Annotated in this window: 24 protein-coding genes; 2 read left to right on the plus strand and 22 right to left on the minus strand. The window is 45.1% G+C overall.

Translation table 11 applies throughout. The features are described from left to right. Nucleotides 1–370 precede the first annotated feature (370 nt). From D469_RS0109590 to prfA, 13 genes are all read right to left on the minus strand, one after another. The gene (locus tag D469_RS0109590) at nt 371–2,767 is read right to left on the minus strand and encodes a S8 family serine peptidase (protein ID WP_018923175.1); all 2,397 of its coding nucleotides are present in this window, start codon (nt 2,765–2,767) and stop codon (nt 371–373) included. A gap of 212 nt (nt 2,768–2,979) precedes the next feature. Beyond that, on the minus strand, nt 2,980–4,137 hold the full coding sequence (gene wecB, locus D469_RS0109595) for a non-hydrolyzing UDP-N-acetylglucosamine 2-epimerase (protein WP_018923176.1): 1,158 nt from the start codon (nt 4,135–4,137) through the stop codon (nt 2,980–2,982). A gap of 62 nt (nt 4,138–4,199) precedes the next feature. Beyond that, nucleotides 4,200–4,829 carry a uracil phosphoribosyltransferase gene (upp, locus tag D469_RS0109600; RefSeq protein ID WP_018923177.1) on the minus strand — a complete coding sequence of 210 codons (630 nt, stop codon included), beginning with the start codon at nt 4,827–4,829 and terminating at the stop codon, nt 4,200–4,202. Nucleotides 4,830–5,180: 351 nt separating this feature from the next. Next, nucleotides 5,181–6,422 (minus strand): serine hydroxymethyltransferase, encoded by a 1,242-nt coding sequence (gene glyA, locus D469_RS0109605; protein ID WP_026286186.1) that lies wholly within the window; start codon nt 6,420–6,422, stop codon nt 5,181–5,183. A gap of 243 nt (nt 6,423–6,665) precedes the next feature. Then, entirely contained in the window at nt 6,666–7,202 is a 537-nt protein-coding gene (locus tag D469_RS0109610) for a TIGR01440 family protein (RefSeq protein WP_026286187.1), read from the minus strand. A gap of 191 nt (nt 7,203–7,393) precedes the next feature. Beyond that, on the minus strand, nt 7,394–7,834 hold the full coding sequence (gene rpiB, locus D469_RS0109615) for a ribose 5-phosphate isomerase B (protein ID WP_018923180.1): 441 nt from the start codon (nt 7,832–7,834) through the stop codon (nt 7,394–7,396). Nucleotides 7,835–7,871: 37 nt separating this feature from the next. Then, entirely contained in the window at nt 7,872–8,315 is a 444-nt protein-coding gene (locus D469_RS20105) for a HAMP domain-containing protein (RefSeq protein WP_026286188.1), read from the minus strand. A 167-nt stretch (nt 8,316–8,482) separates the two neighbouring features. Beyond that, nucleotides 8,483–8,935 (minus strand): low molecular weight protein arginine phosphatase, encoded by a 453-nt coding sequence (locus D469_RS0109625; RefSeq protein ID WP_018923181.1) that lies wholly within the window; start codon nt 8,933–8,935, stop codon nt 8,483–8,485. 131 nt (nt 8,936–9,066) lie between these two features. After that, nucleotides 9,067–9,618 (minus strand): manganese efflux pump MntP, encoded by a 552-nt coding sequence (locus D469_RS0109630; protein ID WP_018923182.1) that lies wholly within the window; start codon nt 9,616–9,618, stop codon nt 9,067–9,069. A gap of 323 nt (nt 9,619–9,941) precedes the next feature. Further along, nucleotides 9,942–10,997: an L-threonylcarbamoyladenylate synthase gene (locus tag D469_RS0109635; RefSeq protein ID WP_018923183.1), complete on the minus strand. Its 1,056-nt coding sequence runs from the start codon at nt 10,995–10,997 to the stop codon at nt 9,942–9,944. Nucleotides 10,998–11,137: 140 nt separating this feature from the next. Next, nucleotides 11,138–11,752 (minus strand): stage II sporulation protein R, encoded by a 615-nt coding sequence (gene spoIIR / locus D469_RS20110; RefSeq protein ID WP_018923184.1) that lies wholly within the window; start codon nt 11,750–11,752, stop codon nt 11,138–11,140. A gap of 156 nt (nt 11,753–11,908) precedes the next feature. Next, nucleotides 11,909–12,772, minus strand: a complete 864-nt coding sequence (gene prmC, locus D469_RS0109645; RefSeq protein ID WP_018923185.1) for a peptide chain release factor N(5)-glutamine methyltransferase — start codon at nt 12,770–12,772, stop codon at nt 11,909–11,911. Continuing rightward, the gene (gene prfA, locus D469_RS0109650) at nt 12,772–13,845 is read right to left on the minus strand and encodes a peptide chain release factor 1 (RefSeq protein ID WP_018923186.1); all 1,074 of its coding nucleotides are present in this window, start codon (nt 13,843–13,845) and stop codon (nt 12,772–12,774) included. The genes prmC and prfA overlap by 1 nt, the downstream gene beginning before the upstream one ends. Before the next feature lie 575 nt (nt 13,846–14,420). Here prfA and D469_RS0109655 point away from each other — a divergent pair. Next, nucleotides 14,421–15,758 carry an FAD-dependent oxidoreductase gene (locus D469_RS0109655; protein ID WP_018923187.1) on the plus strand — a complete coding sequence of 446 codons (1,338 nt, stop codon included), beginning with the start codon at nt 14,421–14,423 and terminating at the stop codon, nt 15,756–15,758. 119 nt (nt 15,759–15,877) lie between these two features. Here D469_RS0109655 and D469_RS0109660 read toward each other — a convergent pair whose 3' ends face one another. The 8 genes from D469_RS0109660 to D469_RS0109695 form a co-directional block, all read right to left on the minus strand. Next, on the minus strand, nt 15,878–16,498 hold the full coding sequence (locus D469_RS0109660; RefSeq protein WP_040606700.1) for a thymidine kinase: 621 nt from the start codon (nt 16,496–16,498) through the stop codon (nt 15,878–15,880). 283 nt (nt 16,499–16,781) lie between these two features. Continuing rightward, nucleotides 16,782–17,027 carry a type B 50S ribosomal protein L31 gene (locus D469_RS0109665; RefSeq protein ID WP_018923189.1) on the minus strand — a complete coding sequence of 82 codons (246 nt, stop codon included), beginning with the start codon at nt 17,025–17,027 and terminating at the stop codon, nt 16,782–16,784. Nucleotides 17,028–17,152: 125 nt separating this feature from the next. Continuing rightward, on the minus strand, nt 17,153–18,409 hold the full coding sequence (gene rho, locus D469_RS0109670) for a transcription termination factor Rho (RefSeq protein ID WP_420834854.1): 1,257 nt from the start codon (nt 18,407–18,409) through the stop codon (nt 17,153–17,155). A gap of 348 nt (nt 18,410–18,757) precedes the next feature. After that, a complete protein-coding gene (gene glpX, locus D469_RS0109675; RefSeq protein ID WP_018923191.1) occupies nt 18,758–19,726 on the minus strand; it encodes a class II fructose-bisphosphatase in 969 nt (322 codons plus the stop codon). 20 nt (nt 19,727–19,746) lie between these two features. Further along, nucleotides 19,747–21,039: a UDP-N-acetylglucosamine 1-carboxyvinyltransferase gene (locus tag D469_RS0109680; RefSeq protein WP_018923192.1), complete on the minus strand. Its 1,293-nt coding sequence runs from the start codon at nt 21,037–21,039 to the stop codon at nt 19,747–19,749. A 94-nt stretch (nt 21,040–21,133) separates the two neighbouring features. Continuing rightward, on the minus strand, nt 21,134–21,769 hold the full coding sequence (gene fsa, locus D469_RS0109685; protein ID WP_018923193.1) for a fructose-6-phosphate aldolase: 636 nt from the start codon (nt 21,767–21,769) through the stop codon (nt 21,134–21,136). Between the two features lie 215 nt (nt 21,770–21,984). Beyond that, nucleotides 21,985–22,851, minus strand: coding sequence for a class II fructose-1,6-bisphosphate aldolase (gene fba / locus D469_RS0109690; protein WP_018923194.1), 867 nt, complete (start codon nt 22,849–22,851; stop codon nt 21,985–21,987). Nucleotides 22,852–23,102: 251 nt separating this feature from the next. After that, nucleotides 23,103–23,465: a response regulator gene (locus D469_RS0109695; RefSeq protein ID WP_018923195.1), complete on the minus strand. Its 363-nt coding sequence runs from the start codon at nt 23,463–23,465 to the stop codon at nt 23,103–23,105. Nucleotides 23,466–23,691: 226 nt separating this feature from the next. Between D469_RS0109695 and D469_RS0109700 the strand changes: the two genes are divergently transcribed. Then, nucleotides 23,692–24,204: a DUF2529 family protein gene (locus tag D469_RS0109700; RefSeq protein ID WP_040606764.1), complete on the plus strand. Its 513-nt coding sequence runs from the start codon at nt 23,692–23,694 to the stop codon at nt 24,202–24,204. A gap of 668 nt (nt 24,205–24,872) precedes the next feature. On the opposite strand, the gene D469_RS0109705 is transcribed toward D469_RS0109700, so the two are convergent. Continuing rightward, nucleotides 24,873–26,468: a CTP synthase gene (locus D469_RS0109705; protein WP_018923197.1), complete on the minus strand. Its 1,596-nt coding sequence runs from the start codon at nt 26,466–26,468 to the stop codon at nt 24,873–24,875. Nucleotides 26,469–26,654: the final 186 nt, after the last annotated feature.

A 26,654-nucleotide genomic window follows, 5' to 3' on the forward strand; every position in this document is an offset into this window, starting at 1 on the left:
TCTGTAGTTTCATAAAAGCTTTGCCTTTACAAAAATTCCTGTTTTCGGAAGCGAGTTTTATGTTTATAGGTTAGAGGCTTTTTTCTTTACAGGCTCAAGCGCAACCTCGGCTTCGCCTTCATTACGTTTGAAATATAATTAGCGGGGAATTGACTTTTCAGCAGTCCCCGGGCGGGTGCAGGCTGCTTTTCATGCCACCCACTTAGACGGGAGCGGGTGCACAGTGACGAGGGCGGAGTGCGGTGTCATGAGCATTAAGTGCCGTGCCACCGCCAATGAGTGCGACGTCGCGAGTTCCCCTTATTTGCGCTATGGCAGCCTCGTCATGATGACAAAAGGGACTGCCTTTTGGGACAGCCCCTATCTTTGTTTAATTAATAATGACAAACGTTTCAATGGTATCTTCTTTCCCTTTATACGTTGCTTGAATCAATGCACGGTAAAGACCTGGCTCTACGTCAATGTCCTCTTTCTTTATTTTACGTTCGGTAACACCCGGCTTAATCTGCTGGAGTTCATCAAACTCTCCGGCAAAACTGAACGTATCAGGTTGATATAATAAAATGGTCACATGTTCAGCCCCGCCTGGTGCATATAATTCATACGCATAACTGTCTTCAAGTTCGTGTAGTTGAAACGTCGTTATCCGTGGATAATCAGGCTCATTTTTAAACAGCAGGAAAGGAATATCGATGTCCTCTCGTCCTCCTACTAAGGTGACATGCCCATCAATATGGTCCATGTCAATGACATCTGGCTGAATTTCCAAACCAATAGTCACTTCTTCTGTCTCACCAGGCTCTAAGATGAGTGGCGTGGGCAAATGCCAGGTCAAGCCTGTGCCAAGGAGCGTAGGGGCTTCAAAAGAGTAGCTTCTTTTCCTGCTATCATGATTTTCAATCGTCATATTCCTTTCGATCCGGTGGGTGTCAGGCTCATCAATCGTGCCAAATGACAAGCTACCCGGTGTCGCTAGGGTTGTTGCTTCAAGAGCAGCAGGAATCTCAACTCGGCCTGCTCCCTGTACGTATGGTGGATACAAGCCAGCGTCATCGTCGTCTAAAGGTATTGCAGTATTCATCAAGGCAGCTTTTACTTGCTGAGGTCCCCAATCAGGACGTGCTTGTTTAATTAAAGCTGCAGCCCCAGCAACATGGGGGGCAGCCATACTTGTACCATTTAAGGCCAAATATCCCTCTGGCACCGTGCTGTCTATATCCACACCCGGCGCGACAACATCTGGCTTTATCGCAAAGGATTGCGCTACTGGTCCTCTTGAACTGAAGCCGGCCATATGGTCCGTTTCTTCAATATAATCTGTATACAATGGGACCGTTTCCTTTTCTTCCAGCATGTCTTCTAAAGCTGCTCCGTCTTCTTTAGTGACCGTTACGGCGGGAATTTTAACTGGATCTTCTACACCAGCTGGAAAAGCTCCTGCTGTGTTGTTTGCAATAATAACTGCAGCTGCCCCGGCTTTATTGGCCATTTCCAGTTTTTCTTCAATGGAAATTCCGCCCCGGTTTATTAATACGGCTTTCCCGCGAATATTTTCTAAATCTGACTCTAAGCCAAGTCCCCCATCTGCCAGCATAAGCGGGCGATGGAAACGCCATGGCATTGTCCCTTGGACAGGTTGAATCTCCATTGTTTCTTCAGCATTAACATGTATTTGCGGTTGTCTAAGTGGCGGGACAGAAGCACCGACTGAGATCGTTTTCTCTGAAGTGCCTGGAGAGCCAACACTCCACATCCCAGGCCCACTGTTGCCATTAGAACTAACAGTAATAATTCCTGCTTCAGCTGCCCGATCAAGTGCTTCACTAGTCGGCCAATCGGGGCCGTTTACCGGACTTCCGAGAGACAAATTCAACACGTCCACTTCATCTTCAATAGCTTGTTCAATTGCTTGCAATATCGTATTGGTAGAGCCATGGCCACCTGGACCAAGGGCTCGGTATACATATAGATCAGCTTCGGGCGCTACGCCGCGGACCGCTCCATTAGCGGCAATAATGCCCGAGACATGAGTACCATGAAAGGTGGCAGCTTCACCATCTTTTTTCGTTTCCATCGGGTCATCGTCTTGGTCTACTAAGTCTTTTCCACCTTTAAAATTACGCCTTAAGTCTGGATGATCATAGTCGATGCCTGTATCAATAACTCCTACTTTAATGCCTTTCCCGCTTAGACGCACACCGTTTTCATCTAAACGATTACGCACCACTTCTGCACCGATAAATGGGACACTTTCTTTAAGTGAGGCCGTGTACTGTTTTGCTTCTTCTACTGTTTTTACCGCGGTTAATTCTTCTATTTGATCAGCTTCCTCCTCAGTCAACAGAACAGAAAAGCCAGTTAGGGCATGCTCAAACTCTTCTTCTTTTTCAACAGACGGGAGTTGGGTTTCAATATGGTTCCAAACGGCATTAGTATCAGAATCAGGATGTAAAGAAATGATGGCATTGATTTTCTCTTCCCTGATATCTTCGTCTGTTTCTATTTGCACTTCTTCGATGGATACCGGCTCAATCTCTTGGTCAGTTGCTGATACCTCAGAAGAAGCGGATGACTGGCCAATCAATAAAGCAGTAAATAAAAAGCACAAACGCAACCGACGAAGATAGGGATTATTTATAGAAAGGGCGACCAGCCCTTGTGGATTGATTGGGATCTTGAGAAGCCAAAAAGGAGCTATTTTTTGAATGACGGGTTTAACAAAACGTACACAGCACTTCAGCATGCGGGAAATGACCATCCAAAACATTCCACGTACCCTCCTTTACAGGGTAGCGTGCCCGTGAGGAGCAAAAATATGTGAACAGCCAGCAATTTTTTATCCAGAATTTAGTAATTAACCGCAGTGCTTAAACCATAAAGAAAAGTGATAAGAATATATTAAAAACCAGCCATGGTATTGTTTCATCACGACTGGTTACAAGCCTCTTGGGCTTACGTTGTATGAGTTTTTGGAAAAAGTTAACGAGAGCCGAGCGGTCGGAATGTATCTGGCTTATCCTCACGCTTATCAAAGAAATGTTCAATTGCTTCGGCAATACGGCGTGAAGCCTCCCCGTCCCCGTAAGGGTTCGAAGCTTTGGACATTTGTTCATAGGCAGCTACGTCATTTAACAACTCGCTTGCCAGTGTATAGAGGTCTTCTTCTTTCGTACCTGCAAGCTTTAAAGTACCCGCTTCAATTCCTTCTGGCCGCTCAGTCGTGTTGCGCAGCACCAGCACTGGCGTCCCAAGTGAAGGAGCTTCTTCTTGAATGCCACCGGAGTCCGTTAAAATGATTTCAGCGCGAGCAGCAAAATTATGAAAGTCTCGTACTTCAAGAGGATCAATTAAATGAATGCGCGGGTCGTTTCCTAAAATGTCATCTGCCGCTTCTCTTACCACCGGATTTAAATGAACTGGATAAACGACTTGTACGTCTTCATTTTCCGTGACGAGACGTTTAATCGCCTTAAACATTCCCCGCATCGGTTCGCCGAGATTTTCACGGCGGTGAGCGGTCATTAAAACGAGGCGGTCTTTGCCTAATTTTTCTAACACTTCATGCTCATAATCATCTGAAACTGTCGTCTTTAAGGCATCAATTGCCGTATTTCCGGTGACATACACGTGTTCAGCTTCTTTATTCTCAGCAAGGAGATTTTGTTCTGCTTGTTCTGTTGGAGCAAAATGTAAGTCTGCCATCACCCCGGTTAACTGTCTGTTTAACTCTTCCGGGAACGGAGCATATTTCTCCCATGTACGGAGCCCAGCTTCCACATGACCAACAGCAATTTGGTTGTAATAAGCAGCTAGGCTGGCCACAAACGTCGTGGTCGTATCTCCGTGAACGAGCACAATATCCGGCTTTACGCTTTTCAAAATATCATCGAGCCCTTGTAACGCTCGAGTTGTTACATCCGCCAACGTCTGTCTGGCTTGCATAATGTTTAAATCATAATCAGGTGTAACGCCAAACATCGTAAGTACTTGATCAAGCATTTCCCGGTGCTGTCCGGTTACTGTCACGATCGGCTCAATCGTCTCAGTATGTTTTTCAAGTTCGAGACACAACGGCGCCATTTTTATCGCTTCCGGCCGAGTCCCAAATACGGTCATGACTTTGATTTTCTTTGCCACTATGCACCATTCCTTTCGCTCGGACGACAGAAAGCGAAGCCTGTAAGCTTCGCTTCCGTACTTTATTTTGTTCCAAACAGACGGTCACCTGCATCACCCAGGCCAGGTACAATGTACCCTTTTTCATCAAGCTTCTCGTCCATGGCAGCCAAGAAGATATCTACATCAGGGTGCTCTTCCTGTACGACTTCGACACCTTCAGGAGCAGCAATCAGGCACATAAGCTTAATATTTGTGGCTCCGCGTTTTTTAATGGAGGTAATGGCTTCTGCAGCTGAGCCTCCTGTAGCAAGCATTGGATCAATGACAATAAATTCGCGTTCTTCCACATCGCTTGGAAGCTTCACGTAATATTCAACCGGCTGCAAGGTTTCAGGGTCACGGTATAAACCGACATGGCCCACTTTTGCAGCCGGCATAAGCTGTAAAATCCCATCTACCATGCCGAGTCCAGCACGTAAAATCGGCACAAGGCCTAGCTTTTTCCCTGCGATTCGCTTCGATGTCGATGGTCCAACAGGAGTGTCCACTGTAACATCCTGCAACTGAATATCGCGCGTAATTTCAAATGCCATTAAAGCAGCCACTTCATCGACGAGTTCTCTAAACTCTTTAGTGCCTGTGTTCACGTCACGAATAAATGTTAACTTATGTTGAATTAATGGATGGTCGAAAACGTATACTTTTCCCATAGATCCACTGCTCTCCTTTATTTGCACGATTAAAGATGGTAAAGCTAGCTTGCCGAACGATATATATCATCTTCATTGAATGACTCATTCTTTCAAGATTCTACATAAAAAGAAGGATGCCTTCAAGAGCTTATGAAAAACATTACGATTCTGACTTTTTGCATATTGAGTTCTTCTCCTTCCCCGGTCTGTAGAATGCCCAGAATAACAAGGATTGAAACAAGTGAACCGAACTTATATGAGAAGAAAAAATAAGTGAACAGCAAGCCAAAAAATTGCGCCCCGCATTTTAGCGAAAGGCGCAGTTTTTGTGCTCTGTTTCATGCATGAAAGGGAAAAAAACAGCTTTTCTTATAAATGGGTATACATTGGGAACTTCTCTGTTAAGGCAGCCACACGTTTTCTCGCTTCTTCTAGCTTCTCTTCATCTTCATGGTTGTTCAAGGTAAGCGCCATAACTTCGCCAATTTCATCCATTTCTGCTTCTCCAAACCCACGCGAGGTAACGGCTGCAGTCCCAATACGGATGCCGCTTGTTACAAATGGGCTTTCAGGATCAAACGGAATTCCATTTTTATTTGTGGTAAGCCCAACTTCATCCAGCGCTTTTTCAGCAATTTTTCCGGTAAGGTTTAAGCTACGCAGATCCAAGAGGAGCAAATGATTGTCAGTACCGTCAGAAACGAGGTCAATGCCGCCACGTTTTAAGGCTTCACCCAGGCGCTTGGCATTTTTGATAATAGATTGACCGTACGTTTTAAATTCAGGCTGAAGTGCTTCGCCAAAAGCTACAGCTTTAGCAGCAATGACGTGCATTAATGGGCCGCCCTGAAGTCCTGGAAATACTGCTTTATCAATCTTCTTTCCGAATTGTTCTTCACAAAGAATTAAGCCGCCACGTGGACCACGTAATGTTTTATGAGTGGTGGTGGTAACAAAATGTGCGTGAGGAACAGGGGTGTTATGGTCTCCTGTGGCTACAAGCCCAGCAATATGAGCCATATCCACCATTAGATAAGCCCCTACTTCATCGGCAATCTCCCGGAACTTTTTAAAGTCGATCTCCCTTGGGTATGCGCTGGCACCAGCTACGATCATTTTCGGCTGATGCTCTTTCGCTGCTTTTAACACTTCATCATAATCGATATACTGCGTATCTTTATCTACGCCATAATCTACAAAATTATATTGAACTCCGCTGAAGTTTACCGGAGCCCCGTGCGTCAAATGACCGCCATGGGAAAGGTTCATCCCAAGCACTGTGTCACCGTGTTCTAAAGCTGTATAATAAACGGCCATGTTAGCCTGAGCCCCAGAGTGAGGCTGGACGTTCACATGTTCTGCGCCAAACAATTCTTTGGCACGGTCCCGGGCAATATCTTCAGCGACATCTACATGTTCACAACCTCCATAATAGCGGCGGCCAGGATAACCTTCTGCATATTTGTTTGTAAGTACAGAGCCTTGAGCTTCCATAACTGCTTGGCTTACGAAGTTCTCCGAAGCAATAAGTTCAATTTTTTCCCGTTGGCGTTTAAGTTCATTTTCTAGCGCTGCAAAAACGGCAGGATCTTGTTTTTTTACAGTCCCCATAGGGTGTTCATGCTTTGTCGATTCCATTGTGCGATATTCCCCTTTCTCTAGCAGAGGTTATCCGAACGCTCTCCCCTGCAACTCGTAAAATATTCGGTTCTATTGTAACATGCCTGGAAGGTAGGTGAAGGTTTTTTTCGAATTTATACACAAAGTTGCAGATGAAGATGAAGAGAGACAAACAGGACTCATTCATTGCTGCACCAGAAACATTGACCCCTTTAAGCAAATGTTGGGAAAAGACTAAGCATACGTAGCTCGAACGCCGCCAATTAATTTAGGACGAGTGCGGGCCATGGTTACATGAGCATCGCCTATCGTTTTTACGGTTGAACGCACAGGAACAGCAACAGGTTTTAAATGCATACCAATCAACGTATCCCCAATATCGATCCCTGCTTCAGCCCGTACATTTTCTACGACCATCATATCCTTCCCATGATGGTACGCATGCGTGCACATTGAACCTCCTGCTTTTGTGTGTGGAATGACACTCACTTCATCATAACCCCTCTGCCTGGCTGCTTGCCTTGGCAGCACCAGGGCCCGGTTTATATGCTCACATCCTTGAAAGGCGGTAAAAGCTCCTGTTTTTTCTTCGAATGCTTTGAATTCTGCAAATAGGGCGTCCGCTACTTCCTCTGAGCCTCCTGAACCGATTTTTTCACCAATCACTTCACTTGTGGAGGTACCTACAACTAGCAAATCTCCTTCCCCAAGCTGTGCTGCTTCATTCAAATCATCCAATGCAATTTGCAGCTGCTGACGAAGCTCTTTCATTTTCACTTAGCCCTCCTCCTTTCAGTTATCCGCCAACTTCTACCTTTATAGGGAAATTGGTTTTGTTTGCTGTCTAACTCTTAAGCAGTCCTACACGAACATAAAAAAGATCTTGTATTCTTTTTATGATCTTTACATTTGTTTGTCCTCAAATGAGCAGAGTGATAAAGAAACAAGATCTTTTAGTTATATTATTTCATTTCAATATTCATCATTTTTTCAACGCGGAGAGCGTGACGGCCGCCTTCATAGTCTGTATCCAACCAAGCTGCTGTTATTTCTTGAGCTAGACCCGGTCCAATAATACGTTCTCCCATGGCGAGAATATTAGAATCATTATGCTGTCTCGTTGCTTTTGCACTAAATACATCGTGCACAAGCGCACAACGAATGCCTTCTACTTTATTAGCACTAATTGACATGCCAATACCCGTTCCGCAAATTAAAATACCGCGGTCCACCGTGCCGGCGGCCACTTTTTCAGCAACCTCCTTGGCAAAATCGGGATAATCTACGGAATCTGGTCCTTCTGTGCCTACATCTTCAAAAGAAAGACCCCTCTCCTCAAGCAATGGCAAAATTTCTTTTTTTAATTTATAGCCAGCATGGTCTGAACCAATCGCAATTTTCATCTCTACTCATCCTTTCTCTATTTACATCGCAAATTTATCAATCGTTTCTTTCAAGCGGCGTGATCTTGAACTTGCTCAGCAATACGGTCACATCTTCTACCGACTCCGCTTTGTTCTGGATCGAATAAGAGGAACTTTCTGCTCCTTGTGAAATTTCCCCGATTGTAGCGGCACTATTCTCTGCTTCCGAGGTTACACTTTCAGAAGCCTCAGTAATCTCAGCTACTTTTTGGTTCGTTTCTTTAAAATTCGCTTCAATGTTGCCTACCATTTTGCGGATACTACCAACCATATCATTATAAGCTAGTGCAAGTGACCTTAGTTCATCATCTGATTTCGTAGCTGTTACATCTTCACGGATGTCCCCATCAGCTGCACGCTTAGCTGCGTGTTCAATTCGCCCTAATGGTTTGGTTACTAACGGAGCTGCAAAAAAAGCAAGAACCCCACTCCACATCCAACCTAAAACAAGAGTAAACACAAAAAGCTTCCTTTGAAATAGCCCATTCTGCCGGGAGCCAATCTGCTAACACAAAAATAAAAAATAAACTTGTCCCATACGTAACAACAGAAAGAGCGGTAACCCCTAATACACGTTTTTTCGTAAACTAAAACGGTATTTCCCCTTTGACATGACGGCACACTTTCCTACCCATCTTCTTTAATTTTAGCGAGTGCTTGATCTAAGAGGCGCTCTAGTTCTGTGGCAGTGGCCCGGTATACACCAAGTCCTCCGCCAATTGGATCTGAGATGTCTACATCGTCTGTGTCCTCACCTGCAACAAAAGTTTTTAACGTGAACGCTTTCGACGAAGCGGATGGGTAGAGACGCTTAAGCATCTCTAAATGGGTGCGCGTCATTGTCAATATTACATCTGCCCATTCGATTAATTGTTCATCTACCGGCTGCGAAGAATGCTTCACATCTATCCCTTTTTCCTGTAATACAGCTTTTGCTTCCTCAGCAGGGTCCATGCCTGGCACAGCACTAATTCCTGCTGAACGAACTTCTAAATTCCCTTCATTTTTGGCATCTAGAATAGCTTGAGCCATCGGGCTGCGACATGTATTTCCAGTGCACACAATCAGAATGTGCTTCATCCATTTTCCCTGCCTTTCTGCTTCATTTGCCAAATTGAATATATTTATATTTTATCATATTTAACAAGCTAACCAAATCGAGGCAGAGAGAAATCCATGACATTTGTCTCACAAACAAAGGTGGATAATCCCTACGTTAGAATTAGTTCCGCTGCCATTTTTAACCCGAAAAATAATAAAATCAAACCGCCCACACACTCTCCAATCACCCCGTACTTCTTATGAAAAATCCTTGCGCCAACTAACCCTACCAGGGTACATAACGCGCTCATCAGCCCAAATAACAAAAGCACAATCCATAGGTGAACCCCGACAATACCTAATGTCATACCGGCAGAAAGGCTGTCCAAACTAACTATAAATGCAAACACCACTATTCCCGCACCTGATAAAGAATACCAAGGAGAGGTATTTGGCTGGTTAGCTTCTAGTAACATATGGACCCCTATTGCTACTAGAAGCAGTGCGCCAGCCCATAATGCACCTTGGCCAAACACATCTGCTAAATAATGCCCCCCTGCTATTCCGATAACGGGCATTAGCATATGGAAGGCTCCGACCATCGCTGCGGCGAACCAGATAGCATTTTTGCTACGCTGTTTCATCCCCAAGGCGAGAGAGACGGAAAATGCATCCATCCCTAAAGCCAAAGCAAGAAGCCCCGTACCTGTCCATTCCGTCACAACAATTCCTCCTTGTCCATCCCTCTATCTTTCAGATGTATGCTAAAAACGAAAGAATAGACAAAGAAAAGCTGAAACAGCGAACGTTTCTTAAACGCAGATAATGACGATACAAGGCGGTAAGGCGTCGATATTACAAGTGCAAATGCAATCAAAAATCTTTCGGCTTTTGCTCAGGGTGATGGGAGTGGATGATTTCTTTACAGCTAAGTAATGCTTAGCACTGCTGACACTTCTACACAAAAAGAGTTGCGGCCTTCACAGCTGCAACTCTACTACTATTCATTCATGCAAGAACACTACTCATTCCCTGAAAAGAGCTCTTACTTTCTTATGTAGCGACCGCTTGCCGCTTTTTCAAGCCGGTTCATCAAAGCTTCCCCAACACCCTCGCGAGAAAAAGATTCGGCAAATATAATATCGGCCCCTTTTTCATCTGCTGTACGCAAAGCTGCATATAGTGAAGCTCCTAGCTCCACCGCATTCACGATCGAACCAAGCGATAGGGGAATGCTTGCCTCTACTTCATTAAGATGTTCATTTACAGTCAGAAGAGCCACTTTCTTTCCTTCGTATTGCTGTTTGTTAATTTGTTCCTGAATGAAAGGCAGTGTCCCTTCTATAATGTAAACAGGAGCTTCGGGCGCATAATGGCGGTATTTTAGACCAGGAGATTTAGGCTGGTCGCTTTCTTTCTGCTGACTCAAGGCCGGGTCTATAGCTACGCTTCCACATACTGCTTCAATGTCATAAGCCGTAATTCCACCCGGGCGTAAAATAACTGGTATCTCTCCGGTGGCATCTACGACAGTAGATTCCAAACCATATCCGGTGGGACCCCCATCCACGATTCCGTCAATTCTTCCATTTAAATCTTCATAAACATGTCTAGCTGTCGTTGGACTTGGTTTCCCGGAACGGTTCGCACTCGGAGCAGCTACCGGCACGTCAGCTTGACGAATAATTTCCCGCGCGACTGGGTGGTCGGGTAGACGGACAGCTACTGTATGTAATCCTCCAGTCACTCGTTCTGATACTTCTTTCGCTTTTGGTAAAACGAGTGTTAAGGGACCAGGCCAATACGCTGAAATCAATTTCTCAGCAAGCAAAGGAATGTTTGAAGTTATAGACGTTAGTTTTTCCACCTCATCAATATGTAATATTAATGGGTTATCATCCGGACGGCCTTTTGCAGCAAAAATTCGAGCAAGGGCTTGATTGTCCCAGGCATTTGCGCCAAGACCATACACCGTTTCTGTAGGGAAAGCTATCACCTGACCTTCACTTATGCACAGGCCTGCTTCCCTTAAATGACCTCGTTTCGTTTCTTTCTCTACCCCTTTATCCACAATCCACATTTTTGTCTGTTGATAACTCATGAAGCCCCCTCCTATGCAAAGGCATTCAAACCCTCTACACACTTAGTATATAGCTTAATACCCCATACCACCATCCAAGTTGTTCACACCTGTGGATAAGTTGTGAATAGGCACCATGGATAGGTTTTGAAAATTATGGTTTACTCACTACCAAACCATTCATTCCACTTATCCACAATAAAGAATCGGTAATCCACATTGTCCCCAGATTCAGTTTCTGCTGCGGCCTTAACTTCAGTCGTCTCTTCTTCCTCAACTGTTTCCCCTTCTCGTAATTCTACAAAACACAGGGGCGGAAACAATACACACCACCAGTTTTCGCCATCACCATCACCAATAGTGACAACTAAGGCTTCATATAAACCAGCTGGAAAGAGCATAGACCCATACAATCTTGAAGGAAAGGAAACCTCTTCTTCTAATTCAACGCTAACATTTTCTCCTTCTCGCCCGTAGGTTGCTAACGTTCGTTCGGCAATTTCCTGTAACTCCTCTAACTCAGAAGTTATGGCTTCTCGCGCCTCTTGTTTCGTATTTAACTCTCCAACTTCTTGGCGGACATGAACATTGATTTGGTCTCTCATCTCTGCTTTCAACTGCTGCTCGTTTATCCCGTCACTGTGAGCCACCACCTGCAAACGTATGGCTTGGTCTGGAACCTCTGTCTCTTGGGCCTGAAGCATTTGTTGTACTTCCCATAAAAATATAAATGTAGTACCTAATAATATAAGTGCACACCACCGTTTTACGTTCATATGAATCTCTCCCCTTTCTAGTTGCTAGTATGGATTGCGAGATTCATATTCAAACCTAAAACTACTCGACATCTACGTGTCGAAATCGGCAACACCTATTACAGAAGGCTTGGGGCTAACCAAAAATTTTAATGTACAGCAACCACTCTCAGCCCGCTACGTTTGCACAAACACCATTCGATTTTTTTTATTGATATCCTTCTCCACCGTAATTTTTGCGTTCGGGAAAGCTTTTTTCATAATCGCGGCCACATCTTCACTTTGCTCATCACCAATTTCCAAGCCGACAAAACCATTTGGGGCCAATACTTTCGGCAGTTCTTTGCCCAACTTTTGATACACTTCCAGCCCATCTATCCCTGCTTCAAGCGCTAGCTTTGGCTCTTGTTCCCGCACTAATGGATCTAGATTTTCATAATCAGGTTGAGAAATATAAGGCGGATTAGAAACAATTACGTCAAAGGTTTGTCCAGCTTGTAGAAAAGGTTCTGTCAGATCTCCTTGCACAAATTGTACCTTTGCTTTATGAAAAGAAGCATTGGTCTTAGCCACTTTGAGGGCGCCTTCGCTAATATCAACCGCCCATACCTCAAGGTCCGGCCATTCCAGAGCCAGAGTTAAGGCAATCACCCCGCTGCCAGTGCCAATATCAAGCAAGCGCAACGGCTCTGCAGGCTCGCCTTTCGGACAGCATGTATCTAATGTTTTCCACACCAACTCTTCCGTTTCAGGCCGTGGTATCAATACATTTGAATCAACTGCAAACGTTCGGCCATAAAAGGAGGCCTCGCCGCTAATATATTGAATAGGTTCGCCGTTTGCGTGCCGTTTAACAGCTTGTTTAAATGTCTCCCAGTCCGCTGCCTCTATTTTTTCTCGCATCGCCATATGAAAAGCAGGTCCTTCTGTTCCCAATACATCACGAAGCAACCACTCTGCCGCTTTTTCTTCTCTTCCACTTTCTTTCAAAAAAGAAGAAGCCCGGCGGAGGGCTTCATACACATAGGTTGGCTGCTCCATCACGAGGACTCCGCCTGTTGGAGAAGCTTCGCCTGTTCTTCCATGACGAGAGGTTCAATTACCTGGTCAAGGTCTCCCTGAATAATTTGCTCGAGCTTCTGCAAGGTAAGGCCAATACGGTGGTCAGTGACCCGGCTCTGTGGATAATTGTAGGTCCGAATGCGCTCAGAACGGTCTCCGCTTCCTACCGCCTGCTTGCGATGCTCTGCATACTCGTCCTCAGCTTCTTGTTGATATTTATCATATAATCTAGCGCGCAAGACTTTCATCGCTTTGTCACGGTTTTTTATCTGTGATTTCTCATCTTGACAGGAAACAACGATACCGGTTGGTTCGTGCGTTAACCGTACAGCTGACATGGTCGTATTAACACTTTGCCCGCCCGGACCGCTCGAAGCAAAGGTGTCGACGCGAATATCCTTTTCGTGAACTTCAACTTCAACTTCTTCCGCTTCTGGAAGTACAGCTACCGTAGCAGTGGAGGTATGGATTCTTCCGCCTGATTCAGTTTCAGGTACCCGCTGCACGCGGTGAGCTCCGTTTTCATACTTCATATGGGAATAAACATCATCCCCCTGCACCATAAAAATGATTTCTTTGAATCCACCCATATCAGCAGGACTTGATTCAATCACTTCAATCTTCCAACCCTTTGTCTCTGCATAACGAGAGTACATCCGGTATAAATCACCGGCAAAAAGGTTTGCTTCGTCTCCGCCTGCAGCTCCGCGAACCTCAAAGATAACGTTCTTATCATCGTTTGGATCTTTTGGAATTAAGTGCACTTTTAATTCTTCTTCTAATTCTTCTTTCCGGCTCGAAAGTTCTTCAATTTCACCTTTGACCATTTCCCGCATTTCGCCGTCGAGCTCATCATCAAGCATCGTTTTCGAATCTGCGAGCTGCTCTTCCACATCTTTATATTCTTTAAACACTTTCACCGTTTTTTCTAAGTCTGCTTGTTCTTTGGAATAATCCCGAAGTTTTTTGGGGTCATTTACAACTTCAGGGTCGCTTAGTAAATCATTCAGTTCTTCATAGCGTTCCTGTACAGCTTGTAATCGTTCGAACACAAGAGTTCACCTCATTTAGGTTAAAAATGGACCTAGTCTTCTTTTTGTACAACTTTACATTTCAATGGCTTTGTTAATCAATATTGTTGAAAGGGACGTTCTTAAAGCATAAGGTGGAGGTTTCGTCCATGGCCTCCCTTTCCGCGGGCGAACCGCGAGCCTCCTCAGGCTGCCGCCTTGCGGGTTCTCGCCAGGCTCGCTGGCCCCGCAGGAATGGTGGCCATTGCCGGCATATTAACGGTTTTTTGGCTACAATGAGCTGTAACAGCTCCAAGTGGGTGCTTTCATCACAGACTCAAACATTGAATGAATGCAGCCGAAAGTCCTTTACCATAGGTTCTAAGCTTCAACACTATTCATTAACCCAGCCTTCTTCATCTATGTCTATAACACGATAAGTATAGTACATCCCTTATGAACCGTCAAAAAACCACCAAGCCTACCTCCTTATAATAAACACTTCTACTCGCATGCTTTTACGCCTGCTTGTTATATGTCATTTGCTTACTTGGTTTTTTTACAAAGGATTCGGGAATACTGATACCTAAACGTACATCCAGGGGGATTGAAGTGTTATGCATTTCGTAATCATAGGCGGAGACGCTGCAGGCATGAGTGCAGCCATGCAAATCATTCGGAAATTAGAAAACGCAGAAGTTACCGTGCTAGAAAGAGGTGGCTATTTTTCCTACGCTCAATGTGGCCTTCCTTATGTGATCAGCAATGAAGTAGAATCGACCCGTCAGTTAGTGGCACGTGACGTAAATACATTTCGTGAAAAGTATGGCATCGATGCACGGACGTTTCATCACGTGAGTGCGGTAGACCCAGAGGAAAAGACCGTTTCCGGTTTTGCAGGCGAAACCGGGAGTGAGCCGTTTACCATCTCATACGACCGTCTGCTCATTGCTACCGGCGCCCGCCCCTCTCTTCCTGATTGGGAAGGAAAAGACTTGCATGGCGTCCATACATTAAAGACGATTCCAGATATAGAAAAAATTAAAGCAGATCTAGCTCAAACGAAAGATATCACCGTTATCGGCACGGGTTATGTCGGCATTGAGCTCGCTGAAACGATGCGAACTGAAGGGTACCATGTTCGGCTCATTCAACGAGGAGACCATTTGGCCCCAATGCTTGACCCTGATATGGCGGAACACATCCAAAAAGAAGCTGAAACCCATGGATACGAAATTCACACCAATGAAGACATTGAGCGGTTAGAAGGAAACAGCGAGGGGCGCGTCCAGAAGGTTCATACTAAACATTCCACCTTTGAAACGGACATGGTGATCGTGGCTACTGGCGTTCACCCTAACGTTGAATTTCTTGCCGGAACCGGTATCACCCTCGGTAAACGAGGAGCCATTTCGGTCAACCGCTATATGCAAACTTCTTTACCTGATGTATATGCAGCAGGCGACTGTGCCGTGCAATATCACCGCATCAAAGAAACGGATGAATTTCTGCCTTTGGGTACGCATGCTAACAAACAAGGTCGGATTGCAGGTCTTAATTTAATCGGACAGCCCCGCACATTTAAAGGTGTAGTAGGTACGGCCCTGTTTCGGTTTCACGGTCTTACCACCGGACTGACCGGCCTGACTGAAAAAGAAGCTCAAGATTTAAACCTTCCTTATGCTACTGCTATGCATACGGCTTCTCACAATGCCGGTTATTTCAAAAACCATTTACCCCTGCACATTAAGCTTGTCTATCAAACAGATACGAAGCGGATCCTTGGCGGTCAGATCATCGGCGAAGCTGGGGCGGATAAACGGCTTGATGTGCTTGCTACAGCTCTTTTTCATAACATGACCTTAGATGAATTCGAAGACCTTGACCTCTCCTATTCGCCTCCTTATAACGGAGTATGGGACCCGCTTCAGCAAACAATCCGTCGCAGGCAATAGCCAACTTGCTAAAAAAGAGACCGGTCTTCTTTCTCAAAAAGCAGTGTGCAGGCACGCGAAAAGAGGAAGGACCGGTCATTTACTAGTTAGCATATCTATTTTTACAAGCTTTAAACGTTTTAGGAAGAAGAGACTTCCTGCTTTTCTTTCGTAATCGCTGCTGGTTTGCCTGGTACTTGATGACAGTTGCGGCAGCGTGGCTCATAGCTTTCTGAGGCTCCCACTAAAATAATCTCATCCTCATAATGAGCAGGTTCCCCGTCGATGAGACGCTGCGTGCGGCTGGCTGTAGCTCCGCAATTAGGACAAACGGCTCTAAGCTTAGTCACTTCTTCTGCCAACGCCATGAGCTGCATCATATGCGGGAAAGCTTCTCCACGAAAATCCTGATCTAGTCCTGCAAGCACCACGTGATGCCCACAGTATGCAAGGTGTTCGGCAACAGCGATGATATGTTCATCAAAAAACTGCACTTCATCGATCGCAACCATATGTATTTCATCATTTACGTAATCTAAAATGTCTTCAGCCTGAGTTACAGCTCGAGCTATCGTTTTCGTCCCGTTGTGAGAAACAACTTCCTCTTCGCTGTATCTATTGTCAAATGACTGCTTAAAGACGACGACCGAAACATTGCCGTAAGCCGCGCGGCGAACGCGCCGGATTAACTCTTCAGACTTACCGGAAAACATGCTGCCACAGATGACTTCAATTTCTCCTTGATTGTATCTACGCTGCACCGTTCATTCCTCACTTTCCTCATCATTCAATGCCGGGCACCGAAAACTCTCTTCCTCTTTTCCCAACACATTTCCTTTATTTTTGATCAACCGAACGTAATTATACAGCTCGGTTAACCAAAAGAAAAGACTCTGTTAATCAATCATGTTGAGTAAGTTAATGACAGAGGCGAAGGCACGTGCACCCTCTCCCCCTCTGCATTAAGCTTCCAACAAGAGCACTTAACAGAGCCAAAGAAAAAACAGGCAAGCGGCGTCCTCTTACCTGTTATCAAGCGACTGCTTAGTTCATGTTGTATTTCTTCTTAAAGCGGTCAATGCGTCCGCCAGTATCAGCAAGACGTTGCTTACCAGTGTAGAACGGATGAGAATCAGAGCTGATTTCAACCTTGATGAGCGGGTATGTGTTCCCGTCTTCCCATTCGATGGTTTCTTCTGATTCATACGTAGAACCACTTAGAAACTTAAAGCCTGTACCTGTATCCAAAAAAACGACTTTTTTGTACTCTGGGTGGATATCTTGTTTCATCTAAAATCACTCCTTCTGCCCTGAATCCTCTAGAAACAGAGTTGGTATTCACACATAGAAGAATTATAGCAAGGCGCACTTACTTTTTCAACTGTTTTTCCCTATCCCTTTAAAACTTTTCCCTTTTAATTACTTTTTCCAGCTGTTGGACGTGATTTTTCCTTGTTCATTTCCTCAAAAAATTCTTCATTGGTCTTTGTATCCTTAATCCGGCGAATAAAATGATCGACAAAGTCAGGAGAATCGTTCATCGTTTTTCGCATCGCAAATGTTAGGTCAAGCTGTTCTTTGGATACAAGCAACTCTTCTTTGCGCGTGCTGGAACGACGGATATCGATGGAAGGGAAAATACGACGCTCTGATAAACGGCGATCCAAATGTAATTCCATATTCCCTGTTCCTTTAAATTCTTCATAAATGACATCGTCCATTCGAGAGCCTGTCTCTACAAGGGCCGTTGCCAATATCGTTAAGCTGCCGCCTTCTTCGATATTCCGTGCAGCTCCAAAGAATCGTTTCGGACGGTGAAACGCTGCTGGGTCAATACCACCAGATAGCGTACGGCCGCTTGGTGGTATCACAAGGTTATAAGCACGTGCCAGCCGGGTGATGCTGTCCATTAAAATAACAACGTCTTTCTTTTGTTCAACCAGACGCATCGCTCGCTCAAGAACCAATTCAGCTACTTTAATGTGATTTTCAGGGACTTCATCAAACGTTGAACTCACGACTTCCCCGTCCACAGAGCGTTCAATATCGGTCACTTCTTCCGGGCGTTCATCAATTAATAATACAATAAGTTCAGTTTCCGGATGGTTTTCTGTCACACTATTAGCTACTTCCTTCATGAGCGATGTTTTTCCTGCTTTTGGAGGAGCTACAATCAATCCACGCTGGCCAAAACCAACTGGAGTAATCATGTCCATAATACGTGCAGAGGTACGCCCAGGAGTTGTTTCAAGTTCCATTTTATAATTTGGATAGAGCGGTGTTAAAGCAGGAAAGTGCGGGCGACTTTTTGTCGTTTCCGGCTCATCTCCGTTTACTGCTTCTACTTGCAGAAGCCCGTGATATTTTTCCAAATCTTTAGGAGGGCGAACTTTCCCAGAGACCTTATCTCCATTTCTCAATTCGAACCGGCGAATTTGAGAGGCTGAGATATAAATGTCTTCTGAGCTCGGCAAATAGTTAATAGGCCGCAGAAAACCATAACCTTCTGTTTGAATAATCTCAAGCACGCCTTCCATAAACATGAGACCGTCACTTTCTGCCTGCGCCTTTAAAATGGCAAAAATTAACTCCTTTTTGTTTAATTTACTATAGTAGGAGATTTTATGTTCTTTCGCCAGGCGATACAATTCCTTTAAGCTTTTTTCTTCCATATCTGAGATTTTTAAACCCACTAAAAGTCACCACTTTTCTTCCGTTTTTCTTCTGTATATTCTTACTTGTCTTAAGCGATAGAGTCTAAGGATTGGGAAATTTAAATTAAAGGAGTAGAATAAGGATCGGCTGAGTCAGACACCTTTCCTAAATGAGGAGGGGAAGTGTTCCGTGAAATATCTTACAACCTTCTTTTCATTGTACCTGTTAACACAAACATATTTCAATAGAAAAGAGACATGACAAGTTTCTACTAAGCTGGAACGATCTCTAAACCAATCTTTCTCCACATAAAAACGGACGAGTGTGTGGGGCGCACCCGTCCGTTTAAAGCATTGACCATTTCTTTACGGCTTAATCACAAAATCAGGTTTCTTTTTGACATTATGTTTTCCATCTACGAAACGAACAGTTCCAGATTTAGCACGCATGACGAGTGATTGTGTCGTAGCTTTTGCGCCTTTGTAATGGACGCCGCGTAGTAATTCGCCGTCCGTCACCCCGGTTGCCGCAAAAATCGCATCATCACCACTCACTAAATCATCCATACGAAGGACGCGATGAATATCATCAACTCCCATTCTTGAACAACGTGCTTCCTGTTCTTCATTTTTTGGGAGAAGGCGTCCTTGGAAATCACCGCCGAGGCATTTCAACGCAACAGCAGCCAGCACCCCTTCTGGAGCTCCACCGGAACCAATCAGCATGTCTACCCCAGTTTCATCAAAGGCTGTGTTGATAGCACCTGCCACATCTCCTGCGGGCAGAAGTTTAATCCGAGCTCCGGCCGTACGTACTTCTTGAATCAACTCGGAATGGCGGTCGCGATTAAGTATTAAGACGACTAGGTCTTCCACATCTTTTCCTTTTGCCTTCGCAACCGCTTCCAAGTTATCTTTAACAGGAGCTTCGAGATCTACTTTACCGACTGCTTCTGGACCGACCGCGATCTTGTCCATATAAATGTCAGGCGCATGCAAAAGATGGCCATGGTCAGCGATTGCTATAACTGCCAGGGCATTCCACAATCCGCTTGCGACAATATCTGTCCCTTCTAGTGGATCAACTGCTACATCGACACGCGGGCCAAAACCTGTACCGAGTTTTTCATCGATATAAAGCATAGGAGCCAAATCACGCTCCCCTTCCCCAATAACCACGGTCCCTTTCATTGGGATCGTATCAAATACATCTCTCATGGCACTAGTGGCTGCCTCATCTGCGTCTTCCTTTTGGCCGCGCCCCATCCAGCGTGCTGATGATAAAGCAGCTGCTTCTGTGACCCGTACTAATTCCATTGACAAGCTTCGTTCCATGCGATTTCCCCCTTATCCTTTTACCGTTCATTTGCCCGCAATGCCTCGACTTCTTCCCTAGAGGCTTTAGCTCTCCAAATCTTAGCTCCGATTCCTTTTAATTTCGCTTCTAATCGTTCGTAGCCTCGTTCGATATGGTGCACATCAGCAATCTCTGTCACACCATCCGCCATTAAGCCTGCTATAACTAGCGCCGCCCCGGCCCGAAGATCACTCGCTTTCACTTTCGCACCTTCTAGCGATTTTGCGCCTGTAATTAAGGCTGAACGACCTTCAAGCTTAACGTCAGCCCCCATGCGACGGAGTTCGTCCACATGTTTAAACCTGGCATTGTAAATCGTATCTGTGATAATGCTTGTGCCTTGAGCCTTCGTAAGTAAAGCTGTGGCCGGCTGTTGCAAATCGGTTGGAAAGCCAGGATGAACAAGCGTTTTAATATCTACCCGCTGTAATTCGTTTCCTGGACGAATAAGGAGCTGCTCATCTCCTTCTTCAATTTGCACACCCATTTCCCGCAGTTTGGCTGTTAATGGTTCAACATGATCAGGAATGACATGGTCAATCAACACTTCATTTCCAGCAGCTGCTGCTGTAATCATATAGGTTCCCGCTTCGATCCGATCAGGGATAATTGAATGAGCACAGCCTGACAACGTTTGCCGGCCATCAATTCGAATCACATCTGTGCCGGCGCCTTTAATTTTTGCCCCCATGCTTGATAGAAGAGTAGCCACATCAATAATTTCCGGCTCTTTTGCTGCATTTTCAATGATGGTTTGTCCTTTTGCCCGCGAAGCAGCAAGCATAATGTTAATCGTTGCCCCCACACTGACAACATCCAGGTAGATTCTAGCACCACGCAGTTCTTTGGCTCGTAAACAAAGCATGCCCCGGTCATTTGTGACTTCAGCACCTAATGCTTCAAAGCCTTTAATATGTTGATCAATTGGACGCGGTCCCAGGTCACATCCCCCAGGAAGACCGAGCGTTGCTTGTTTGAACTTGCCGAGCATGGCCCCCATCATATAATAAGACGCACGCAGCTTTTTCATCTGGCCGTTTGGCATTATTTCCGGCCGTGCACTTTGGGGATTGATTGTCATCTTCGTCCCTTCATGGTGAATGAAGGCACCCGACGCTTGGAGAATTTCGCCTAAATGTTCAACGTCTGAAATAAGCGGCAGATTATCAATCGTAACCGTCGAATCTGCAAGCAGAGCAGCAGGTAATAAAGCGACAGCGCTGTTTTTTGCCCCGCCTATCTGCACCGTTCCTTGCAGCGTATGGCCCCCTTCAACTAACAATTTATCCATAAAGAGACTCACTTCCTCATATCTAAAGCTAATCTAGTTCGTCAAGTCACCTGCTGGCAGTATTAAGTACGTGTAAAGGCTGTATTCGTAAACGTTAACCATTCCAGTCGGCCAAGAACTTTTCAATTCCTTGGTCAGTTAATGGGTGTTTTACAAGCTCAGGAATAACTTTAAACGGAATCGTTGCAATGTCTGCACCTCGTGCAGCAGCTTCTGAAACATGCATAGAATGGCGAACTGAGGCGGCAATAATCTCCGTTTCAATTCCGTGTACGTCAAAGATATGGCGAATTTCTTCAATCAGTTCAAGCCCATTGTGGCCAATATCATCAAGGCGCCCAATAAATGGAGAAACATAGGTAGCACCTGCTTTAGCCGCCATTAAAGCCTGAACGGAAGAAAACACTAGGGTTACGTTGGTATCAATACCTTCTTCGCTAAACGCTTTAACAGCTTTTAATCCTTCAAGCGTCATTGGCACTTTCACGGTAATGTTAGACGCAATCTTTGCCAATTCTCGGCCTTCTTCGATCATTCCTTCCGCTTCTGTAGAAATAACCTCTGCGGAAACCGATCCTTCCACGGTAGAAGTAATCTCTTTCAGACGCTCGTGAAAATCGACTCCTTCTTTGGCTACCAGGCTTGGATTTGTTGTTACACCAGCTAGAAGACCAAGATCATGAGCTGTGCGAATTTCATCTATATTCGCTGTATCGACAAAAAATTTCATACGAAAACGCCTCCAATTAAGTATATATAAATACAACTGAAGAGTTAACGGACACCCCTTTCCCGCACATGAGAAATTGACCAGTTTCCATTAACTCTCCAGAAGAAAAAAGTAAAACAGCAGGTCCCTCATGCTTGAAGAAGAGAACCGTAACACTCTTCGTCAGGATGAGGGTTATTGACTGCTCGCCTTTTGCTTTCTTTCCGTGTTATAGCCTACGCTTGGTTAGAGGAACCAAAGTCGCGCATTTTGCCTTTTACAGTTTCTTTGATTGCTTCTTTAGCCGGACCTAAGTATTTGCGTGGGTCATATTGGTTCGGCTGTTCTTCAAAGACTTTCTTTACAGCTTCAGTCGCTGCAATTTGGCTTTCTGTATTTACGTTCACTTTAGCATGACCAAAGCGAATTGCTTTTTGTACGTCTTCTACTGGCAAGCCAGTCCCACCGTGAAGTACAAGCGGAATGCCGCCAACCATTGAATTAATTTCTTCCATGCGGTTGAAACCAAGGTTTGGTTCACCTTTGTATGGGCCGTGCACAGAACCTAGAGCTGGCGCGAAGCAGTCTACGCCTGTTTCACGTACAAGTTCTTCGCACTCTTCAGGAATCGCGTAAGCCGCTTCTGCATCATCGACAATGAGATCATCTTCTTGTCCGCCAATGCGGCCGAGCTCAGCTTCTACAGAAACACCTACAGCGTGAGCAACCTCCACTACGCGTTTTGTAAGCGCAATGTTTTCAGCTAGAGGATAATGAGACCCATCGATCATTACGGAAGTAAAGCCAGCATGGATCGCTTCCACACACTTTTCAAAGCTTGAACCATGGTCGAGGTGAATCGCAACTGGCACCGTGATTTCATAAGCTTCCATTAAGGATTCAACCATATTAACAACTGCTTTAAACCCGCCCATATAGCGAGCAGCACCTTCTGACACACCACAGATAAGTGGAGATTGTTCTTCTTCCGCAGCTTGTAAAATAGCTTGGGTGAACTCCAAATTATTTAAATTATACTGCCCTACTGCATAATTGTTGGCTTTCGCCGTTTCCAGCATCTCTTTCATTGAAACGAGTGGCATGGTAACTCCTCCTTTTTCTTCTATCGAATTCTTGCTAATGGAAAACGCGCCTACCCTACGTTTGAAAACCCTGTTATAGGTTGTGAAAAACAGGTATTAGAACAGGAAAACAGCCGGCATACCGCAACTTCCTACGGCTGGCTGTTCTATGTTTCCTTTCTATTCTATCCATTAGTATCTTTCGCCATTATATCATATTAGATAAGAATTTCACCTGTTGATTCACTACATTATTAGGGAAGTTTTAGGAATTAATAGCAAGAGGTGCATTTTAATACCACTTGCCGCATTTCTTCAATGTCAAAAGGCTTGGGAAAATGAGAAACGACCCCAAGCTCCTCTGCCTTGTTTAACATATTCAGTTCTTCATAAGCTGTCATCATAATCACCGGGCAGGAATACTTTTCTTCGCGTATAACCTCAAGAATTTCAATTCCATTCATGCCCGGGATTTTCATATCTAATAATATAAGGTCCGGGTCTTCTTTTCTAGTAAGTGCCAGGGCTGTATCCGCTGTACCCGCCTCCAGCACTTTATGTCCATCTTTTTTTAAAATTTCCTGGAGCAACACGCGGATCCCGGGTTGGTCATCAACGATCAACACTTTAGACATGTTCTATTCTCTCCTTTGCCGGAAACACCGCCTTAACCCTATTTTTCTTTATAAAACGTTCATTGGTCTCCTTATTCTTCTATTATATTGAAATTTTGTTTCATTTTAAAGAAATTTTTCCTAAGTATTTCCTGAGAAAGAGAAGCTGTTCCTTTCTTTTTTTGATGAAATGGGTGAAAATAACCATTAGCACGCTTTTGAAAGGAGAGCATAAATCTTGAGCAAAATGTTTACAACTCAGCTGCAAGCTGTTTTTCAAAAAATCCAAAATGATGAAGAGGCATTAGAAGATAGCGCCCGGCTCTTGGCACAAGCTACTGTCGGAGAAGGTACGATCTATATAACCGGGTCTGGCCCAACAAAAGAACTCGCCAAGCTGGCTTTAACGATAAAAGAGAGCCCTAAAGATGTAACATGGCTAGAACCAGGGGAGGCGCTTCCCATCTTCCACCCAGCCGACAGGGTGCTTTTATTCAGTGGTGATGAAGATGAGGACGAGATGACTCACTATGCGCAGTCTATATATAAAACAGAAGTTCCTTTTATTTCGATCGGCTCCTTTCAACCGGAGGTCCCTGCTCAAGAAGGGGTACTAGAGCCGGTTCATTTGCCTACTTATGTAAAAGGGGGGCTTGTACCAGATGAGGAGGGCACAAGACACGGCCATCCCGGTGAATTAGCTGCACTTTACGCGTACCAATTGTTGTTACTCGTTTTACAGGAAATGATCGAAGAGTAAATTTACAGGCCTTTATATAAGGGGCGTTACAGAGCTCAGTGGAGGTTACACCGGCCGTAAGAGGGAGAACACCTCAGCCAACCCGGCACTCAGCTCAGCGTAGTAATGGTGACATTCTAAAAAACAACCAAAAGAAAAAGCCTCTTTCTCCATAAAGTTTGGAGAAAGAGGCATCTTTTATGGTATTACCGGAATAGATGTCCGTAAGCGAGAAGGAGCTGGCCAAAAAGCTAGCTCCTTCTTAATTTATCTAGCATCCTCGGCGGTGAAGAAGGGCTCTGCGTCGCTAAGCCAGCCCGCTCCGCTTTTCTCTGTCCAGCTGCAAGCAGCAGGGGCTCGAGGTCATAAGCCGTTCGCCTTCAAAGTTAAAGAGCGACTTTGACGCCGCCCGTCTTATGCTTGACGCCCCTGAACGCTGCTTTCCGCTTTTCTGTCTAGCTTCGCGGGCTAACGACTTGAGATCCCTTTTCCCCGCACTGCGGCGGCGACAGCCTCCTCGGCGGTGAAGAAGGGCTCTGCGTCGCTAAGCCAGCCCGCTCCGCTTTTCTGTCTAGCTGCGGCGCTTAGATGCTCGAGGTTTTTTCTAGTCCTGACTCCGCGTAGCAGGCTACGCTGCGCAGTTCTAGAAAAACTTGTCGCATCTGAGCAAAGCGCCTCCGCTTTTCTTTTTACCCTCTGGCGGCTCCTATGAATTCTCGGAATAGAGGCTGCGGGCGGGTTGGTCGGGAAACGAATTCTGGATGAAATTGTGAAGCCACAAAATATGGGTGATCCGCAATTTCAATAATCTCTACTAAACGGCCATCCGGGCTTGTCCCCGAGAAGATAAAGCCTGCGTTTTCTAATGCTTCACGGTATTGGTTGTTAAATTCATAACGGTGGCGGTGGCGTTCGTAGATTACTTCTTGCTCATACGCTGCTTTTGTCACCGTTCCTTCTTGCAGTTTACATGGGTAAAGACCAAGGCGAAGGGTTCCTCCCATATCCTCTACATCTTTTTGCTCTGGTAATAGGTCAATGACTGGGTTTGGCGTTTCTGGTTCTAGTTCAGCCGACCCTGCCTCTTCAATACCGGCCACGTTGCGAGCAAATTCTACCGAAGCTAGCTGCATCCCTAAACAAATACCGAGGAATGGAACTTTGTTTTCACGTGCATATTGAATGGCGTGAAGTTTCCCTTCAATGCCGCGGTCCCCAAAACCGCCTGGTACGAGGATGCCGTCCGCGTTTTGCAGCTTTTCCTGTACGTTTTCTGCCGAAACGTCTTCAGCGTTAATCCAATCAACTTCCACGTCGGCATCAAATGCATAGCCAGCATGCTTCAGCGACTCTACTACAGATAAATAAGCATCAGGAAGAGCTACATATTTACCCACCAAAGCGATCTTTACGGTTCCATTTAGATTTTGTACTTTTTCTACGAGAGCTTTCCATTCTGTCATATCCGGCTCATCAGTTGTAAGCCCCAGGTGTTCACATACGAGCTCATCTACTCGCTGGCTTTGCAGCTCAAGCGGCACTTTATAGAGCGTGTCCGCATCGCGTGCTTCAATAACTGCATTTTTATTAATGTCACAGAAGAGCGCAATTTTTTCTTTCATGTCCTGCGGGACCGGACTTTCGGTACGAACGACAATCATGTTTGGCTGAATACCAAGACTTCTTAATTCTTTGACGCTGTGCTGAGTCGGTTTCGACTTCATTTCACCTGCTGCCGACAAGTAAGGGATCAATGTACAGTGAATGTACATGACTTGGTCGACCCCTACATCACTTTTAATTTGGCGGATCGCTTCAAGGAAAGGCAAACTTTCAATGTCTCCGACCGTTCCGCCAATCTCTGTGATAACCACATCTGCGCCTGTTTCTCGCCCGGCACGGTAGACCCGCTCTTTAATTTCGTTGGTTACGTGTGGAATAACCTGTACTGTGCCGCCTAGATAGTCGCCCCGGCGTTCTTTGCGAATAACAGAAGAATATACTTTACCAGTAGTGACGTTGCTGTTTTGACTTAAGTTAATATCAATAAAGCGCTCATAATGGCCTAAATCTAAGTCTGTTTCCGCTCCGTCGTCCGTTACAAAGACCTCACCGTGCTGGTAAGGACTCATCGTACCAGGGTCGACATTAATATATGGATCAAATTTTTGAATGGTTACCTCAAGGCCTCTGTTTTTTAGAAGACGTCCAAGAGAAGCTGCCGTGATTCCTTTACCTAGCGAAGAGACAACTCCGCCAGTCACAAAAATATACTTCGTTGACATGATGATTCATCGACTCCTTTTATACTTTCCATTTTTACCATAGTTTTTTACTATAACTAGACACTTCACAGCGGCCTCTGAGATGTAGGGAACGTCTAAAGAAAGGTAATCACCGTGGCAGTCTCCACTGTCATGAGTGTCTTCATCAGGAGTAAGCCTTTTTTCGTCAGCTCCGGGCTGGAAACG

Origin of the sequence: Salsuginibacillus kocurii DSM 18087 (genome assembly GCF_000377705.1) — a bacterium.
Taxonomy (GTDB): Bacteria; Bacillota; Bacilli; order Bacillales; family Marinococcaceae; genus Salsuginibacillus; species Salsuginibacillus kocurii.